Source organism: Streptococcus parasanguinis, from assembly GCF_001073155.1.
Classification (GTDB): domain Bacteria; phylum Bacillota; class Bacilli; order Lactobacillales; family Streptococcaceae; genus Streptococcus; species Streptococcus parasanguinis_D.
The window spans coordinates 1-19,212 of the sequence record NZ_JVEE01000013.1 but is presented as its reverse complement, the minus strand read 5'-3'; the positions used below and the strand labels follow the sequence as shown (position 1 = coordinate 19,212).

Sequence of the window (19,212 nt, the reverse complement as noted above, 5' to 3'; positions counted from 1 at the left end):
AATTATGATTCTAGTAACAGGTGCAAATGGCCAACTCGGAACTGAACTTCGTCACCTTCTTGACGAACGCAACGAAGAGTATGTAGCAGTAGACGTAGTGGAAATGGACATCACAAATGCTGAGAAAGTAGACGAAGTGTTCGCAGAAGTGAAGCCAAGTTTGGTTTACCACTGTGCAGCTTACACTGCAGTGGATGCGGCAGAAGACGAAGGAAAAGAGTTGGACTACGCCATCAACGTGACTGGTACGGAAAATGTAGCAAAGGCATCTGAAAAACACGGTGCAACCTTGGTCTATATCTCAACCGACTACGTTTTTGATGGGAAAAAACCAGTGGGACAAGAATGGGAAGTAGACGATCAACCAGATCCTCAAACAGAGTACGGTCGTACCAAACGTATGGGGGAAGAATTGGTTGAGAAGCATGTGTCTAATTTCTATATCATCCGTACAGCTTGGGTTTTTGGAAACTACGGTAAGAACTTTGTTTTCACCATGCAAAACCTTGCGAAGACTCACAAAACACTTACAGTCGTTAATGACCAACACGGGCGTCCAACCTGGACCCGTACTCTCGCAGAGTTTATGACTTATTTGGCTGAAAACCGTAAAGAATATGGTTATTACCATCTATCAAATGATGCTGAAGAAGATACAACTTGGTATGACTTTGCAGTTGAAATCCTCAAAGATACTGATGTAGAAGTGAAGCCAGTGGATTCCAGCCAATTCCCAGCTAAAGCGAAACGTCCACTGAACTCAACGATGAGCTTGGCTAAGGCTAAGGCTACAGGATTCGTTATTCCAACTTGGCAAGATGCCTTGAAAGAGTTTTACAAACAAGAAGTGAAATAATTAAAATGGAAAGATGGTGCGAAACCATCTTTTCATTCGGTAATACAATAAGGAGATTTATGAAAGAGCGAAAACTAAATATAGATATACTAAAATGTATTGCAATAGTATTTGTAGTAGCTGTGCATTTTTTTCTTCATACCAATTATTATGGTCGTCCCTATACCTTTAAAAGTATATTTTTATCATCTTTTATTTGGATGATTTTTATGACCTGTGTTCCTATATTTATCATGACTACAGGTTATTTAATGAAAGATAAGACTTATAGTAAAACTTACTTTATCAAATTACTACCAGTAATTGGAATTTACTGTCTTGCCGCTTCTATCTATACTTTTTTCGACGTTAGAGTTTTTAATATAGATTATCTTGGTAAGTTATTAGTAAATATATTTTCCTTTAGCCACTATGCATGGTATGTAAATATGTATATTGGGTTATATATAATGATTCCATTTTTAAATGCAGGTTTCAAATCATTTAATAATCGTAGAAATCAAGCTATTGCATTAGGTGTTCTAGTATTATTAACTATTTTCCCAGCCACTCTTTCATTGTTTAATAACAATGAGCAAATTTTTATGATTGTATCGCACCTAATTCCTGATTATTGGAAGGGACTCTGGCCTATTACATATTATCTTGTTGGTGCTTTTATTGCTTCTTCTAAGAAGAGGTCAACTATTAAAGAACTTTTTTTAGTCATTTTAATTCTCGATGTATTAAGTGTTTTGGGATTATCAGTAATATCAGGATCTAGTTTTGGAATAGAATACGGTGTTCTTCCAGTATTTCTATTGTCTTCATTAATTTTTTATTCTGTTATTCAACTACGAGTCGATATTAAAAATGATTGGCTACAAAAAGTCGTCCTATTTATCTCTAAGAACACTCTTCCTATTTATTTACTATCTGTGATTGGAGATTTATATTGGTATCCTAAAATAGTTGAGAAATGGGGAGATTTTGCAAACATCTTACCAAAATTTCCTTTTATAGTCATTTTTTTGTTTTTACAATCTCTTTTTATCACCTACGTCATTACTCGAGTTCTAAAATTTGTTCAAAGTATGATTGTTAAATATAACAAGTAATAGACTAATGAATCTGAAAATTAATGGGATTTTGTAATATTTGCAATTTGTGTCTATGTCCATTTCATTATAATTTGTAAAGTGGAAAATAAAGTAAATTAAGGGGGACTGTTTCTCGATTAGAAGAAACATTTCCCTTTGTTTTTTTGGAAATTTTAAATAATGTAGTAATAATTTTAACTATTGAAATATCAAACATATTTTTTTCGGCCGCAGCAAACCAGTATTTTTACTAATCATAATATTGGGAATATATCATAAGCTACTCTCTTTTTAATTGTCTTTATGGTATAATTAATGGAATGTGCTTATAGAAAGTGAGTAGAAAAACTTGAGAAAAGTAACTGCCCAAAAGGTTTTTTTCTGGAATATTTTAGGAAGTTTGTCTTCAGCTGCTGTTTCAGTTATACTTCTTTTTATTGTTACACGTGCTTTAAATAGTGCTTCAGCGGATACCTATAGTTTTGCCTATGCAATTGCGAACCTCTTTGTTATTGTAGCAAGTTTTCAAGTTAGAGATTTCCAAGCGACAGATATAAGAGAAAAGTATTCTTTTGATACTTATTTCATTACAAGGCTTATTTCAAACGTCGCAATGGTTCTTCTTTTAGTGACGTATTTAATTTTTAATACTAATACTCACTCAAATCTAGGGATAATTTTTTGGGTATCTTTTTTCCGAGTTAGTGAAGCCTTATCAGATGTTTTTCAAGGATTGTTTCAGCAGAAAGAACGTCTGGATATTGCAGGGAAGTCCCTTTTCCTGAGAAATACCATTTCAACAATCGTATTTGCTTTAACTTTAGTCACCTCTAAAAATCTATTGTGGTCTGTTATCGCACAAACCATGAGTTCATTTGTTTTTATTGCTCTATTTGATTATCCTAATTCAAAAGTCTTCCATCGCTTAAATCTTAAGAGTGTTAGGTTGAGTAATATTATCAATGTATTGAAAGATTGTTTACCTTTATTTATTAATGCTTTTTTGTTGGTCTCAATTTATAATCAGCCCAAATATGCATTGAATGATATTTTTAATCAAGGTTTGATTGGAAATGGTGTTCAGCGAGATTTTAGTATTTTATTTACACCAATTTTTGCCATGAATCTTATGATTGTGTTTCTAAGGCCAATGATTACGCAACTTGCAGTCTTTTTAGAAGAAAAGAAGATTTCTCATTTTGTCACTTACAAGAATAATCTCTTCAAGATTTTATTTGGAACTTGTACATTAATATTTTTAATTGGTGCTTTTATAGCCATCCCAGCTTTGGATATTGTATATGGGACTAACCTTAAACAGTATCAGACGAGTTTTATCGTCTTGTTGCTTGGAGGAATTGCAAGTACTTTTTCAACTGTATGTGATAATATTTTGACAATATTTAGGAAGCAACATTTTTTGGTTATTTCCTTTATTGTGGGTTATATTGTGTCAATCTTAACTGCCAAGCCTCTAGTGTCAAAATTTGAAATTTTTGGAGCCTCACTTTCATTTCTTTGTGCAATGATAGCTTGGTTAATTGCGTCTTTAGTAATTTATTTTGCAACAAATCCATATACAATCTTTAGAAGGAAAAAATAAAATGAAATTTTCAATTATAGTTGCTGCATATAATGTGGCAGAGTATTTAGAAGAATGTGTAGAAAGTCTTGTAAGTCAAAACTTCCCTGATTCTGAATATGAAGTTCTTATAGTTGATGATGGTTCTACAGATGGCCGAACAGGAATGATTTGTGATCAATTAACATCTGAATTTGAGGTAGTTAGAACCATTCATCAAGAAAATGGCGGATTATCTTCAGCGAGAAATACTGGAATTAAATATTCTAAGGGAGATTATTTACTATTTGTTGATGGTGATGACTTTTGGAGTAATCCAGACTTCCTTGATAAATTATCGAATAACATTGATAAATTTCGAAGTGATGTAATTATATTTTCTTATAATAAATACTATGGATTAGATGATAGCGTCAGGGTTGGTTTTGATTTTGTTCCCGATTATGGAGGTACCAAAGAGAATATTAAAGGATTAGTCAAAAACGAGATTTTAACCGCTCCAGCTTGGAATAAATGTGTGAAAAAGAACCTGTTTGAACAAGGACTAGACTTCCCTATTGGTTTTTTATCTGAGGATTGTTTATATTGTGCGAAGCTATTAAAAATGATTTCTACTTATTCGATTTTAAATATAGATTGTTATCAATACAGACAGAATCGATTGGGAAGTATTACAAATATTGTAAAAGAAAAAAATGTAATTGATATTTTAAAGAGTATCGAAATTGGGTTAACTGATGTTAATAGTCTTGACCCTGATGTTAAACATGCATTGAGTATTTACTTTGCGATCTCATATATCTCAATCCTTCCTTACGTTAATCAATATTCATCTCATCCTGAAATCCAACGTTTACTTAGAGAGTACAAATTCCTTCTTAAGTTTTCAGATGAGATAGAGAATAGACCATTCAGATACACTGGAATGATAACAAGATTATTTGGACTGAGATTATCAATTAAGATATTCCCATATTTGATGAAATTTTATAAAAAATAATAGATAGAAAGTATAATATGTCTAATCCAACCGTTTCAGTCATAATTCCTGTGTATAATGCACAAGAGGGAATTAAACAATGTATAGATTCTCTTCTGAATCAGTCATTTACAGATTTTGAAATTATTCTTATAAATGATGGCTCTACTGATAATAGTTTAGAAGTTATTAAAAAGTATGCAGCTGATAATGATTTTATCCGTGTAATTGATAAAGAAAACGAGGGAGTTGCTAAAACCAGAAATAAGGGTATACAACTTGCTAATGGAAAGTACATTGTATTTATCGATAATGACGATTTTGTTGATTCAGATTATTTAGAGCGTTTTTATAGTGAAATAGATCAAGAACAACTTGATATTGTTCTTGGTGGTTATAAGCGTGTTAATCAGGAAATGAAGACACTTTTTAAGCAAGAATTAACACAATCTGAATGGTCTAAGTATATAGTCGTTGCACCTTGGGCACGTATTTATCGAACTTCGTTTTTAACAGATAATAATATCCAGTTCTTTGATTATCCAATAGGTGAAGATGTTATCTTTACTTTGACTGCTTACAATCTAACAGAAAAAATTAAAATAATTGATTATAATGGCTATAATTGGTTTTTTAACGAGAAGAGTATCTCAAACACATCTCAAAGAGGCTTTAATCCGAATATAGATATTGTGTATTTCCTGAGTCACTTGCTTCAAGTTGCTGGAGATTCAAAATATATTCGCTATTTTATTAAACGATATTACATTTGGTACTTACTCTTTTCTGGAAGAGCCGCTTCAAGCTCGTCATTTATGGATCAATATAGAAAAATTAAACAATGGGTTTCTAAAGAAAATATTGATTCAAATTTAACACCATTATCATCCGAGATAAATGGAGAAAGAATTCAAACTATTATTTCTGTAATGGCTTTTAGAACTTTAGAACGTTTAAGATTAGTTTCACTGTTTTCGAGATTTTACTGTAAAGGAAAGGAGAAGTAGTTGAGAGTATTAATGATAATTCCTGCCTACAATGAGGAGGAAAGTATTTTCGATACGGTAACGAGTATCTTGAATTACCGCAAGAAGGTTGATTTTGATTTGGACTATGTGGTTATCAATGATGGATCAACAGATATGACAAAACAAATTCTTGACGAGAACCATTTTAATGCTGTTCATCTCGTGATGAATCTTGGAATTGGTGGTGCGGTTCAAACAGGATACAAATATGCACTAGCGCATGATTATGATGTAGCAGTTCAATTTGACGGTGATGGCCAGCATGATATCGAATCCTTGTCAGATTTGCTAGAACCAATTAGAAAAAACGAAGCAGACTTAGTTATTGGATCTCGTTTTGTTGGTGATGTTAAGTCGGAATTTCAGACAACTTTTATGAGACGCTTTGGTATAGGAGTTATTTCTAACTTGATTAAGTGGACAACAGGTCAAAGGGTCTTAGATACAACTTCGGGATATCGATTAGCTGACAAAGTTGTGATCAAACAATTTGCTAGACGTTACCCAATCAAGTATCCAGAGCCTGAAACAATTGTTCACATTTTGAAACGTAAATATAAGGTTGTGGAAAAACCTGCTAATATGTTTGAACGTACTGGCGGAGTGTCCTCCATCACTCCTATCAAGTCTATTCGTTATATGATTGAAGTATGTTCATCCATTTTAATCGCAGCCTTTATGAGGGAGAGTGAATAATGTCAGTATTATCTATAGTTATGTTGGTAGCTTCAATCTTTTTCCTTTATTTAGTCATTAGAAATATCAACAAAAATAATATCTTATTTGAACAGGCATTCATGTGGATTGTTATTAGTCTTGTCATGATTGTAATTTCAGTGTTTGATTCTATTCCTGGATACTTTGCTAAATTACTTGGATTTGAATTGACCTCCAATTTTCTATTGTCTCTTACTATTTTTTTCCTGTTGGTCATTGGATTTTTGCAAACCATGACTTTGTCAAAACAAAAAGAACAGATAAAGCATTTAGTTCAAGAATTATCTATTTTAAAAAGTCAAGTAGAAACGAAAGAGGAGAATGATGAACAGTAATCATACTTGGGTGATCTGTGCTTATGGTGAGAGCGAATACTTGGAAGCTAGTATTCAATCCTTGAAGAAACAAACTCTCCAATCACAGATTATCTGTTATAGTTCAACACCGATGGATTCGATCAAGGAACTTTGTCAGCGTTATGCTATTCCATTTTATACCAAGCAAGGTGGAGGAATTGGGAAAGATTGGAACAATGCCATGTCTTTCGTAGAGACGAAATATGCTACCATCGCTCATCAGGATGATTATTATGAGCCGGAATATGCTGAGAAAGTTTTGGCTAAGATGGAAAAGCATTCGGATGTGTTAATTGGCTATTCTGATTATTTTGAAGAAAAAGACGGTAATAAAATTCCTGCGAATACAAATCTGAAGATCAAAACCTTGATGTTAAAAATTATGAATCTTTTTCCTGCTAGTCACTTTTGGCGAAACCGTGTGATGGCTTTTGGAAATCCTATTTGTTGTCCAGCTGTTACCTATAATCGTGAAAATTTGAAGAATTTCTATTTTGATGAAGGGATGAGAGTGAGTTTGGATTGGTACGCATGGTATAAGATCAGCGAGTATAAAGGTCGTTTCGCTTATGTATCTGACAAGCTCATGTGCCACCGTATCCATGAAGAGTCTGAAACATCAAAAACCATTGCAGATAATACGCGTAGTAAAGAAGATCTATACATGTATGAACTCTTCTGGCCTAAATGGATGGCCAAGTTGTTGATGAGACAATATGTGAAGAGTCAGAAGACGAATAATTAGAATGGGAATATTGGTAAACGTTAGAAAAATGAAAAGTAACAGAAAATATTATATTTATATTTTAGTCATGGCTGTTTTATATGGATTACAGTATTACATTAATAATAAAATTACTCCAGTAGGAGATCAAACTGCCTTTTTAAAATATGCAAAGGAATTTCATCACCAATATTTTACATTTGGTCTTCATCGTTATTTTACATGGAGCAGTAGGTTATTAATTGAATCTGCAACATTATTATTTTCAGTTCATGAAAAGATTTTTTTAGTAGTGACGGTGATTGCTAGTTATTTTCTACTTATACCTAGTAAAAAACTGATTCCTAGCTTACCATTGTTACCTGCGTTAATAATCTTTTTTAGTCTGCCAGCAAGCGAATTTTTAAGTGCAGGTTCAATACCAACATATACTAATTATATTTTTCCAGCGTCTTTTCTTTTCTTTTCTTTATATTACCGTTATTCAGATAATTTAGCTGTTCGATTTATTTCATTTTTTAGCTTCATATTTTCAATTATGAATGAACAGTTAGCAGCATATGCTTTTTTGTGGATTATTTTCGAATTGTTTCATGATTGGAAAAATAAAGTTTTTAGGTATAGAAATTTCTTATATTTATTTCTTTCATTTATGGGTATCCTTTCAGCTAAAATTTCACCGGGTAATGCTGTTCGATTTACAAAGGAAGTTGCAACTTGGTTTCCAAATTATACGCGTTTAAATATTTTCCAAAAATTATCTTTAGGTATACTTGAGACAGCAGATGGTTTATTGTCTGTATCCTTCTCATTTGTATTTTTGCTTCTAATAATTTTAATTGTATTATCTGTTTATAAAAAAAATTTTTTATCCCTTTCTTTTTCGGTATTTATATTTTTATCTATACTAAGCCAGAAGTTAGAATGGAGAAATCCTTTATTTACCTTATCAGGACTAAGTAAGATTGTTCGAGAAAGTGGAACTTTTAAAGTAAACATTGCCAATTTTGGAGTACTCATCTATAATATTTTATTATTTTTTATGCTGACATATATCATTTGGAGTGTTACAAACTCTACAAATAAATTATGGTTAAGTTATCTTTTTGTTATTGGAATTTTGGCGCGTTTAATTATATCTTTCTCTCCTACCCTCTATGCCTCTGGGACAAGAACGTACCTTCCAGTAATGATTAGTATATTTGTGATTACTTGTGAGCTCTTAAATGAAGTTTATTCTTATTTTAAACAGACTAGTATTGGTGTTTGAAAAGCAGAATCGATCTGCTTTTTTTGTTAGTAGTCAGATGACTTTTTCTTTTTGCTTTAAAATATAGTATAATTAACTTGAATACACTTTCGAAGATTGTGTAGAAAGTAATCTTTGAAACATGGGAATGTTAGTAGATATTGTATACTAATTGATGTTTTGTTGAACAAAATGGATGGAAACAATGAAAAATTTAATATCGGTGGTTGTGACCTCTTATAATCATGAAAAGTATATTGAGCAGTGCTTGCGAAGTATTTTTAATCAGACTTATCGAAATATCGAATTAATCATTTTGGATGATGGATCTACAGATGGTTCTAATCAGATTATTCAAAACGTTTTAAATGATTCGCCTTTTGAAACAAGCTTTGAATCTCATGAAAATCTAGGTGTTGTAAAGAATCGGAATATGGGGCTTGGTCTAACCAAAGGAGACTATTTGCTGTTTGTAGATAGCGATAACTACCTGGATATGGATTATATTGAGCAGTTGTATAGCAAATTGATTGAAACAAATGCTGATATTGCATATTGTGATCTTTTTAATCCTGAAAAAGAGGAGTTCTATCTTAAAAGTCGTAAATTTGACTTAACTGCCTTTCTAAATGCTAGTTTCATTGATAACTGTTCTTTGATTCGTAGAAGTATTATTGGGAATGCTCGTTATGATGAGAAGTTGAATCGTAAAAAGCTTGAAGATTATGACTTTTTATTAAATCTCATTCTTAATAATGGAGCTAAAGCAGTATATCAAACAAATACTAAACTTAACTATCGTGTTTTTGAAACAGGATCTATTTCTTTACGTAATTCAGTCAAATATCATTATGAAATATATCTTGAGATCCTTGAGAAGTATTTGGATAAACTTCCTCATGAGGTTTATAAAGCAGTTTGTGATAATCTCATGACTTTAGAAGATCGTTTAGAAAGTTTAATAAGTCACCATAATGATGTTTCTGAATATGTAAAAGAATTACAAAGAAAGCAGAAACAACTTCATCGTAAGAGTCAAACGCAAGTAGTAGAATTGAAAGAGGCTCGTAAAGAGATACAACTGATTCGAAGTTCTCTTTCGTATCGTATAGGGAATTCTCTGATTAAACCTATTAAAATCACGAAGGTTTTATTAAAAAATCCACGAAAAATTAAGTCTTATTTAAATGCTACAAAGGATAAAATTGTTAGATTACGTCGTCATGTGACCCCACTTAAGGTTCGTCGGTTACGTCGTCTTAGAAATAGTCAACGGTCTGCTCTGTCATTTACTGGTAAAAGAGCACTAGTCTATGTCATTTTCGAATCTGAAAATCGGTTGCAAGAATACAAATTACGATTTTTACAGGCCTTATCTCCGTTAATGGATGATGTCATTGTTATTGTAAACGGTCAGCTTCATGTTGAGGATGTCAATAAACTTGAACCTTATGGACAAGTTTTGACCCGTAACAATAAGGGATATGATACAGCAGCCTTTAGAGAAGGAATCTTTGCCTTTGGTAAAGATAAGCTTAAAGATTATGACCAGCTCTTCTTGGTGAATGATACTAATATTGGTCCGATGAGAGATTTGTCTCAAGTATTCCATGAAATGGCTGATAAGCAACTAGATTTCTGGGGAATTTCCTTTGGAGAAGAGCAAGAGGATGTTACTAAAGAGAATCCTTATGGCTACATTCCTAAGCATCTTCAGTCGTATTTTCTAGTTATTGAAAAGCTCATGTTAAATGATGATGCTTTTTATGAATATTGGACACATTTGACAGACACAGATTCTCGCGAAAAGGCTATTGGTCGACATGAGACACGTTTTACCAAGTATTTTTCTGATTTAGGTTATCGTTTCGATGCTGTGGTGCAAGAATACGAAGATTCTGCAATGTATATTCACCCGTTGAGGATGCTTAAAGCAGGTAGCCCTTTGGTCAAATACACAGCTTTGAAAAATTATGATGAGGATCAATTCTTGTGGCAAGGTCTTGAGCGTGAGTCAGAAGTTCCGGATTTGCTAGAGTATGTTGCTGAGAAGACAGATTACCCAGTGTCAATCTTGGAAGATATTATCAATAAATTCAAGGCTGTTCCTCGAGAACAATATATTTTATTGATTGATGGAGTTGAAAATATCATTCCTCAGTGTACTCGTTACCGTGTCTTGAATAAGGCAGAGCAATTACGTAAGCATGGCTTTGAAGTTATGGTTACTAACTTATCAGATTTTCAATTGTCAATGGCCCAAAATGCTAGTCATATTATTATCTATCGTTCTCCAATCTCGCCTGAACTACTGCGCTTATGTCATATGGCTCAAGATTATGGTAAACCGATTTTTTATGATATTGATGATTTAGTCTTTGATACGGTTTATACAGATCAATTGAGTTATACGCAAGGGTTGAATTCGGTTGAAAAAGGAAACTATGATGCAGGTGTTCGAAATTATGGCTATATGCTAGAAAACTGTGATGGTGCCATTACTTCGACTAACCAATTGCAGGAGGAGTTGTATAAGTACCAAAGTAAGGTTTTACTTAATCGCAACTTGGCTTCTGATGACTTAATCGCTATTAGTAGTCAATATATCAAAGATTACTCTCAAACATCTGATATTGTTAAGATTGGTTATTTCTCTGGTTCAATTAGTCATAATGAGAATTTTGAATTGATTAAACCAGCTATTAAGCAACTGCTTACAAAATATAGCAATGTCCAATTACATATTGTCGGGATTCTCGATATCCCTCAGGATATGAAGCCCTTTGAAAATCAAATTGTAACTCACGATTATGTGGACTGGGATAAATTGCCTGCCTTGATTAGTGAGGTTGATATTAACCTAGCACCGCTTGTGGATTCTATCTTTAATCGTGCCAAATCTGAGATTAAGTGGATTGAAGCTGCTTTAGTGAAAGTACCAACAGTAGCAAGCAAGATAGGAGCTTTCTCGGATATGGTTATTGATGGTGAAACAGGTCTGTTAGCTACTGATGATCAGTGGTTTGACAAGCTAGAAGCTTTAGTTTTATCTCCAGAATTAAGACAAAACATAGCAGAATCAGCTTACCGAGCAGTCCTTGAAAATTGTACCTTAAGCAAGAAAGATGAAATGGTGACTTATTTTGAACAAAATTAAACAAATAAAAGTTGAAAATTTATTTTTCATCTTAGCAACGATTTTTATTTTTTCATTTATGTTAGTATTTCCAATTAATCGTGTGCCAGACGAAACAAACCACGCGCGTATGACTTGGGAAACTGTCCACAAACCAACTCTACAGTCCTTTAAATGGATGAACGAGATTTCGAGTGATGCTCATGTAAACCCTACTGACTATGAAAAGGTTCTTAATAAAAAACTTGATATGGAAAAAGAACCGTATCAAGTCACTCTAAACCTTAAATCTCTTTCCTTTCTTCCTCAGTTGGTTGGTATGACATTGGGAAGTTTGATAAAGCCAACAGTAGGCATGATAATCTATATGGGCAGAATTTTTAATGCCTTAGCTTATATTATAGGTGTCTTTTGTTTAATTAAATATTTTAAATATGGTAAACTAGCTCTATTCTTTATTTCGTTACAACCAATAATGGTTCAACAAGCATCTTCTTTATCTTATGATGTAATGAATTATTTAGAAATCATGCTAGCAATTGGTTTTATAACGAATTTAGCATACAAAAAGACTTTTTCAAATAAAGATGGATTTTTATTAGTACCTATATCGTTATTGCTTTTAGCTACTAAACCAAATAACTTTTTATTACTATGTCTTATTCCGTTTATACCATTAAATTTTGAAGGTGTCTTTAGTTTTTTAAATACGCCCTTAAGAGTAATTAAACAGACTATTTCAAAATTTAAGTATATGTTTTATTTAGTTTTATTACTTGCAATCTTCGCTGTTCTATATTATTTAATGAGAGATAACGGTGGAGTAATCCACTACATTCGGGTGTTGTCGAATACATTATTAAAACAACATATGAACGGTGACCTAAATACTATTTTGACAATAGGTATGTTTGGTTATTTTGGGAATTTCACTATTCAGCTTCCATTATGGCTTATTTTTGTAAATATTTGCATATTATTTCTTGTGTTTTTATCAAGCGAAGAATATTTCTTCACTAAAGATTTTGCAACTGTCTCTTCATTATTGTTTCCAATACAAGTGCTTGCAACTGTAACGGTCATGTATCTACAATGGACACCTATAGTGTTAGGAAATGGGGCGAATATTTCTGTTGGAAGCCAGGGGAGATATTTCACTCCATTTCTCATCTTATTTTTGCCCATAATTGCAAATTTAGGTAACCTTAAAATTAAACAGCATAAGTTGCTAACTATTACTGTAGTTACCTTATTATTCAATTATCTGATTTCTCTTTACTTATTAATTCCATTTTATTGGGTATTTTAGGAGTTGCGATGACTAAAACAATTTTATTTATTTCACCTACTGGAACAATGGATAATGGCGCCGAAATTTCAATTTTTAATTTAATGAAATTTTTAGTTAGTAAAGGCTTTCGAGTCTTAAACGTTTTCCCTGATTATCGTGTACCAGTTCAAAAAAATTATTTGGAGCAGATGAAGAAAGCTGGAATTCAAGCTATTGGTATTCCAGCAGTTAAGTGGTGGTGGGAAGAAGCTCCAGGTGGATTACCTGGGACACATTATCAGCGAGTAAAAAGTTACGAGGATAATATTAAAAGAATTCGAGATATTTTGAATCAGAATAAAGTTGATTTAGTTATTAGTAACACAGCTAATGTCTTCCAAGGAGCTTTGGCTGCAGCTGAAGAAAATATTCGTCATTTTTGGCTAATTCATGAATTCCCTGAGGGAGAATTTGGTTATTATAAAGAAAAACTTGGATTTATTGAATATTATTCTGATCAAATTTTTGCTGTGTCTGGTTCTTTGCAAAAGGAATTATCACAATTATTAACTGATAAGAATATTTTAAGTTTTATACCATACTCTGAAATAAGTGGTACAAATTTAAAAACCTCTAATTCTCATAGGATTATTCAGATTGGAAGAATAACTGAAAATAAAAATCAGTTGGAATTAATCAAAGCTTTTCACAATTTAAATATTTCAAATATTCCATTGATATTTATTGGTGCAGAAGATGAAGAATATGCAAAAAGATGTAAAGATTATGTAAAAAATAATAGCATTCAAAATGTTCATTTCATAGGTTTTCTTGAAAAACCTTGGGAATTTTTAACCGATAAAGATATATGTGTATTTACGTCAAAAATAGAAACGTTTGGAATGGTATATATTGAAGCACTAATAAATAGCATTCCAACAATTGTATCGAATAACAAGGGATATAGATCTGTTAAAGACCTCTTTATACAAGGAGAAATGTACTGCTTGGGCGATATACCTGATTTATCAAGACATATCTTAAATTTATTGACAAATTTTTCTATGAAGAAAAATGAAATGGTACAAAATAAAGAAAAAATAACAGCAATATACAATTTAGAAAATGCTTATAAGTGTATATTGAAACATGTAAATGAGGATGTAGAGATTAATGTAAAAGAAAAAGATAAATTTTTAAATATTAAGGGTGTAAAATCATCTAAAATTGATGTATTTAAAAATTTTATTAAAAAATTATTTGTATTAAAAAAGTTATAGAATGATTGCAGACAAATACCGTCACTACAAAATGGTTATACAAGCTTTCTTTAAAATGGTATAATTGAATAGACTGTGAATGATCTGAAAGGGAACTCTATGCAACACGTTTTTATTATCGGAAGTCGTGGACTTCCGGCTCAATATGGTGGTTTTGAGACTTTTGTGGACCAATTGGTCTCGCATCAAGTATCTCCAGATATCCAGTACCATGTTGCTTGCCTTTCTAATGATCAAGCCTATCATCATTTTGACTACAAGGGTGTCGATTGTTTTACGATTAAAGCTCCGAAGCTTGGGCCTGCGCGTGTCATTGCCTATGATATGATGGCCATCAACTACGCCTTGAAGCTTATTAAGAAACAAGGAATTAAACAGCCGATTTTTTATGTCTTGGGCAATACAATCGGAGCCTTTGTGGCACCTTTTGCGCGCAAGATACATAAAATGGGTGGTCAATTCTATATCAATCCAGATGGACTGGAGTGGAAGCGGGCCAAGTGGACCAAACCGATCCAAGCTTATCTCAAGTATTCTGAAAAAATCATGACACGCCATGCGGATTTGGTGATTTCTGACAACCCAGGAATCGAGTCTTATATCAAAGAAGCCTATCCTTGGTCCAAGACGACCTATATTGCCTATGGGACGGACTTGTCTCTGACCAGCCTGACCAGTCAGGATAGGAAGGTCAGAGAACTCTATCAGAAGTGGCAGACACAAGAGAAAAACTATTACTTGATTTTGGGTCGCTTTGTCCCAGAAAATAATTATGAGACTGCTATTCGTGAATTCATGGCCTCTTCTACCAAGCGGGATTTGGTCATCATTTGTAACCACGAAGGCAATCCCTATTTTGAAGAGCTTCGAGCTCGAACGGGCTTTGATCAGGATCCTCGTGTTAAGTTTGTAGGAACGGTCTACGATCAAGACCTGTTGAAGTATATTCGTAAAGAAGCCTTTGCCTATATTCATGGCCATGAAGTGGGAGGAACCAATCCGGGCCTCCTAGAGGCTCTTGCTCAGACGGATCTCAATTTGGTTCTAGGTGTTTCCTTTAACCAAACAGTCGCAAAGGACACAGCCCAATATTGGACCAAAGAAACTGGGAATTTGGCGCATTTGATTGACCAGGTTGATCCTTTAGAAGATGTATCTGAATGGGGTCAATTAGCTAAAACCAATATGAAACAAAACTTTACCTGGGAAAAAATTGTAGGTGAGTACGAGGAATTATTCTTATCATGAAAGTAAATATCTTGTTGTCCACCTATAATGGTGAGCAGTATCTAAAAGAGCAGGTCAAAAGTATCCAAGACCAGACTTATCAAGACTGGCAACTCTTGATCCGGGATGATGGGTCAAGAGATGGTACGGTGGAGATCATTCAAGAGCTGGTAGCTCAGGATGAGCGCATTCGCTTTATCAATCAAGGAGCCATCGAAAATCTGGGTGTCATCAATAGTTTTCACACACTGTTAAAATATGAAAAGGCTGATCTTTATTGCTTTAGTGACCAAGATGATGTCTGGCTTCCTGAAAAGATTGCCCTACAAGTGGAAGAAGCAGAGAAACATCCTCAAGAGGAGCCTTTGCTGGTCTACACAGATTTAAAAGTGGTTGATGAAAACTTGAATGTGCAGCACGAAAGTATGATTCGCACCCAGTCTGATCATGCCAATACGGAACTGATTCAAGAATTGACGGAAAATACGGTAACTGGTGGAGTAGCCATGATTAACCATGCCCTGGCGGACTTATGGACAGGTCAGGAACAACATGCGCTTCTCATGCATGATTGGTACCTAGCATTGTTGGCAGCTGCCTTTGGGAAGCTCATCTATATCGATCAACCGACAGAGTTGTACCGTCAGCACAGTAGCAACGTTCTTGGAGCTCGAACCCTAAGAAAACGGGTTAAAAACTGGGTTCGCCCTCATATTCTTTTTTCTAAATATTGGAATCTCATCGAGTCCAGTCAAGAACAAGCAAAAAATTTATTGGATCTGCCAGTCAGTCCTAAAAATAAAGAAATTATTGAAAACTTTGTGACCATCATGGACGTTCCACTAAGAGAACGTTTGAGACGGATTCGTCAGTATGGTTACCGTAAGAATCGAGCCTTTCACACCGTTGTGTTTACCAGCTTAATTCTGACAAAGTTTGCATATCGAGGTAAAAAATAATGTTTGACGTTTTTAGTCAGAAAAATCGAATTTTATTACGAGAGTTAATTAAAACAGACTTTAAATTACGCTACCAAGGATCAGCGATCGGTTATCTTTGGTCGATTTTAAAGCCCTTGATGATGTTTAGTATCATGTATGTGGTATTTGTTCGTTTTTTGAGGTTTGATGATGGAACTCCACATTATGCAGTTGGACTTCTCTTGTCCATGATTTTTTGGACATTTTTTACAGAGGCAACGAATATGGGTATGTTATCAATTGTTTCAAGAGGAGATTTGCTACGCAAATTAAATTTCCCTAAGCAAACAATTGTTGTTTCCTCAGTTTTGGGAGCCGCAATAAATTTTTCTATTAATCTTTTAGTAGTATTTGTGTTTGCTCTTATAAATAATGTTTCATTTGGTATTCATTCTCTAATAATTATTCCTTTATTTATTGAGATGTTAATCTTAGCTATGGGGTGTGCCTTTATTCTATCGGCCTTATTTGTTAAATATCGTGATATCGGGCCGGTTTGGGAAGTTGTTCTTCAAGCAGGTATGTACGCCAGTCCTATTATTTATTCGATTACCTATTTATTGCAACGAAATCATTTAGCAGTTGCTAAAATGTTGATGATGAATCCAATAGCTCAAATATTACAAGATATGCGTCATTTTATTATTGATCCTGTCAATCCACGTGGTTGGGATATCTTTGAGAATAAAATGATAGCTTGTATTCCATATTGTATTCCTGTATTTATTTTTGTGATTGGTTTAATTGTATTCAATAAAAATTCGAAACGATTTGCGGAGATTTTATAATGTCAAGTAATGTAGCAGTTAAGGTAGACCATGTAAGTAAATTTTTTAAGTTACCAACAGAGTCAACTCAAAGTTTACGCACAACACTAGTGAACCGTTTTAAAGGAATTAAAGGTTATAAAAAGCAAGAAGTTCTACGTGATATTTCCTTTGAAGTCCAAAAAGGAGATTTTTATGGTATTGTCGGTCGAAATGGTTCTGGGAAATCGACTCTTTTAAAAATTATTTCAGAAATTTATGTACCGGAAAAAGGTACCGTCACCATCGATGGAAAACTGGTGTCTTTTATTGAGCTTGGAGTGGGCTTTAATCCAGAACTGACAGGCCGTGAAAATGTCTATATGAATGGAGCTATGCTGGGCTTCTCGACAGCTGAAATTGATGCCATGTACGATGATATCGTAGACTTTGCTGAGTTGCATGAATTCATGAACCAAAAGCTTAAGAACTACTCATCAGGGATGCAGGTTCGCTTAGCCTTTTCAGTTGCCATTAAGGCTCAAGGGGATATCTTGATTTTGGATGAGGTCCTTGCAGTAGGAGACGAGGCCTTCCAGCGTAAATGTAATGATTACTTTATGGAGCGTAAAAAGTCAGGAAAAACTACTATTCTTGTCACTCATGATATGAATGCGGTTAAGAAATATTGTAATAAGGCAGTACTAATTGAAAATGGTCTTGTCAAAGTAGTTGGTGATCCTGATGAAGTCGCGAACCAATATAGTTATGATAATGCAGCCAGCCAAACAGTTTCTAATGATGATGTAACAATAGAGCATGAAGCAGTCACCAATTTAAGTGTAAAACTGCTTTCAGATAAGATGACTCAACCTGAGGCTCCAATAGAGTTTGAGATTTCTTATGATGTCAATCAAGACATACAAACCTATATTGCATTTTCACTGACGGAGATTGATCGAGGTCTTTGGATCTATAATGATAATTCCTTGGATGTTATGACTAAGGGATGTGGTAACAAAAGATTTCGTTACTCATGTAGTTTGTCTTGCCTAAATGATATAAAAGTGAAATTACAGGTTTCTGTAAGAGATAATACTAATACAATGCTGGCATTTGCTAAAGGTGACAATGCCCCCGTGATTTTAATCAATCGGACTGATATTTCAGATAATGATATATCGGCTAAAGACTCTGCTACAGGTTTAGTACAGAGAAACGGTAATTGGGAGACTATTGTCAATGAATAGAATTCTTTTTTATATTCACTACAATAAATCAGACGAACTAAGTGGCCATGTTCTTTACCAATTGGAACAAATAAGACCACTTTTTTCTCGAGTAATTTTCATATCCAACAGTCATTTAGATCAGAATCACATAGAAAAATTGAAAATGATTGGAATATTTGAAATTATTCAAAGAGAAAATATCGGATTTGATTTTGCAGCTTGGCGAGATGGAATGAAATACGTTGGTTTTGATCATTTGGAAAAGTATGATTCTGTGACATTGATGAATGATACATGTATAGGTCCTCTTTGGTCATTGAAACCTTATTTTAGTTCATTTGAATCAGCTATCGATTGTGATTTTTGGGGAATGACAAACTTTAAAAGAACGAAGTATTTTCGAGAACATGTGCAAAGTTACTTTGTGTCTTATTCTCAAGCGGTAGTATCATCTAAAGTTTTTCAAAAATTTTGGACGAGTATAAAAAATTTTGAAAATGTTAGACAAGTAATTGATAACTATGAAACCAAATTGACATCTAAACTAAAAAAATCAGGCTTCAATTATAAAGTTGTTTTTAATACTTTGAACGAACAGTCTGAAGGAATGGTTCATCCTGATTTTTCTTACTATAAACCTTTTAAAATATTAGAACATCGCGTTCCAGTTTTAAAAGTTAAAGCAATTCAGGCGCATCCTCTTCAAGCTGATCAGTTAAAAAATAAAATAAGAGAAGTTACAGAATTTCCAATTGAAATTTTAAATAGTGT

The 19,212-nt window shown here is 33.5% G+C and carries 17 protein-coding genes; all 17 read left to right on the top strand.

Annotation, left to right across the window (positions count from 1 at the left end; all coding sequences use genetic code 11):
* Positions 1-4: 4 nt before the first annotated feature.
* Positions 5-856: a dTDP-4-dehydrorhamnose reductase gene (rfbD, locus tag ADH92_RS00870; protein WP_049496057.1), complete on the top strand. Its 852-nt coding sequence runs from the start codon at positions 5-7 to the stop codon at positions 854-856.
* 59 nt (positions 857-915) lie between these two features.
* The gene (locus tag ADH92_RS00865; protein WP_049496055.1) at positions 916-1,953 is read left to right on the top strand and encodes an acyltransferase; all 1,038 of its coding nucleotides are present in this window, start codon (positions 916-918) and stop codon (positions 1,951-1,953) included.
* 331 nt (positions 1,954-2,284) lie between these two features.
* Positions 2,285-3,538: an oligosaccharide flippase family protein gene (locus ADH92_RS00860; protein WP_049496052.1), complete on the top strand. Its 1,254-nt coding sequence runs from the start codon at positions 2,285-2,287 to the stop codon at positions 3,536-3,538.
* Position 3,539: 1 nt separating this feature from the next.
* On the top strand, positions 3,540-4,517 hold the full coding sequence (locus tag ADH92_RS00855) for a glycosyltransferase family 2 protein (protein ID WP_023917797.1): 978 nt from the start codon (positions 3,540-3,542) through the stop codon (positions 4,515-4,517).
* 17 nt (positions 4,518-4,534) lie between these two features.
* Positions 4,535-5,503: a glycosyltransferase family 2 protein gene (locus tag ADH92_RS00850; RefSeq protein WP_049496045.1), complete on the top strand. Its 969-nt coding sequence runs from the start codon at positions 4,535-4,537 to the stop codon at positions 5,501-5,503.
* Positions 5,504-6,220, top strand: a complete 717-nt coding sequence (locus tag ADH92_RS00845; RefSeq protein ID WP_037599277.1) for a glycosyltransferase family 2 protein — start codon at positions 5,504-5,506, stop codon at positions 6,218-6,220.
* Positions 6,220-6,576 (top strand): DUF2304 domain-containing protein, encoded by a 357-nt coding sequence (locus tag ADH92_RS00840; protein ID WP_024054797.1) that lies wholly within the window; start codon positions 6,220-6,222, stop codon positions 6,574-6,576. Before ADH92_RS00845 ends, ADH92_RS00840 begins: the two co-directional genes overlap by 1 nt.
* Positions 6,566-7,342, top strand: coding sequence for a glycosyltransferase family 2 protein (locus ADH92_RS00835; protein WP_049496036.1), 777 nt, complete (start codon positions 6,566-6,568; stop codon positions 7,340-7,342). The genes ADH92_RS00840 and ADH92_RS00835 overlap by 11 nt, the downstream gene beginning before the upstream one ends.
* Before the next feature lie 28 nt (positions 7,343-7,370).
* The gene (locus ADH92_RS00830; protein ID WP_049496124.1) at positions 7,371-8,591 is read left to right on the top strand and encodes a hypothetical protein; all 1,221 of its coding nucleotides are present in this window, start codon (positions 7,371-7,373) and stop codon (positions 8,589-8,591) included.
* Positions 8,592-8,775: 184 nt separating this feature from the next.
* Positions 8,776-11,727, top strand: coding sequence for a rhamnan synthesis F family protein (locus ADH92_RS00825; RefSeq protein ID WP_049496033.1), 2,952 nt, complete (start codon positions 8,776-8,778; stop codon positions 11,725-11,727).
* Positions 11,714-13,015: a DUF2142 domain-containing protein gene (locus ADH92_RS00820; RefSeq protein ID WP_049496030.1), complete on the top strand. Its 1,302-nt coding sequence runs from the start codon at positions 11,714-11,716 to the stop codon at positions 13,013-13,015. Before ADH92_RS00825 ends, ADH92_RS00820 begins: the two co-directional genes overlap by 14 nt.
* Positions 13,016-13,023: 8 nt before the next feature.
* Entirely contained in the window at positions 13,024-14,256 is a 1,233-nt protein-coding gene (locus ADH92_RS00815; RefSeq protein WP_049496028.1) for a glycosyltransferase family 4 protein, read from the top strand.
* Positions 14,257-14,355: 99 nt separating this feature from the next.
* Complete coding sequence (gene cps2T / locus ADH92_RS00810) at positions 14,356-15,504, top strand: beta 1-4 rhamnosyltransferase Cps2T (protein ID WP_049496025.1); 1,149 nt, start codon at positions 14,356-14,358, stop codon at positions 15,502-15,504.
* Positions 15,501-16,442: a glycosyltransferase family 2 protein gene (locus tag ADH92_RS00805; RefSeq protein WP_049496024.1), complete on the top strand. Its 942-nt coding sequence runs from the start codon at positions 15,501-15,503 to the stop codon at positions 16,440-16,442. Before cps2T ends, ADH92_RS00805 begins: the two co-directional genes overlap by 4 nt.
* Positions 16,442-17,251 (top strand): ABC transporter permease, encoded by an 810-nt coding sequence (locus tag ADH92_RS00800; protein WP_049496021.1) that lies wholly within the window; start codon positions 16,442-16,444, stop codon positions 17,249-17,251. Before ADH92_RS00805 ends, ADH92_RS00800 begins: the two co-directional genes overlap by 1 nt.
* Positions 17,251-18,459 (top strand): DUF6165 family protein, encoded by a 1,209-nt coding sequence (locus ADH92_RS00795; RefSeq protein WP_049496018.1) that lies wholly within the window; start codon positions 17,251-17,253, stop codon positions 18,457-18,459. Before ADH92_RS00800 ends, ADH92_RS00795 begins: the two co-directional genes overlap by 1 nt.
* Positions 18,452-19,212: rhamnan synthesis F family protein (locus ADH92_RS00790; protein ID WP_049496015.1), on the top strand; the 761-nt coding region annotated here is incomplete at its 3' end. The genes ADH92_RS00795 and ADH92_RS00790, both read left to right, overlap by 8 nt.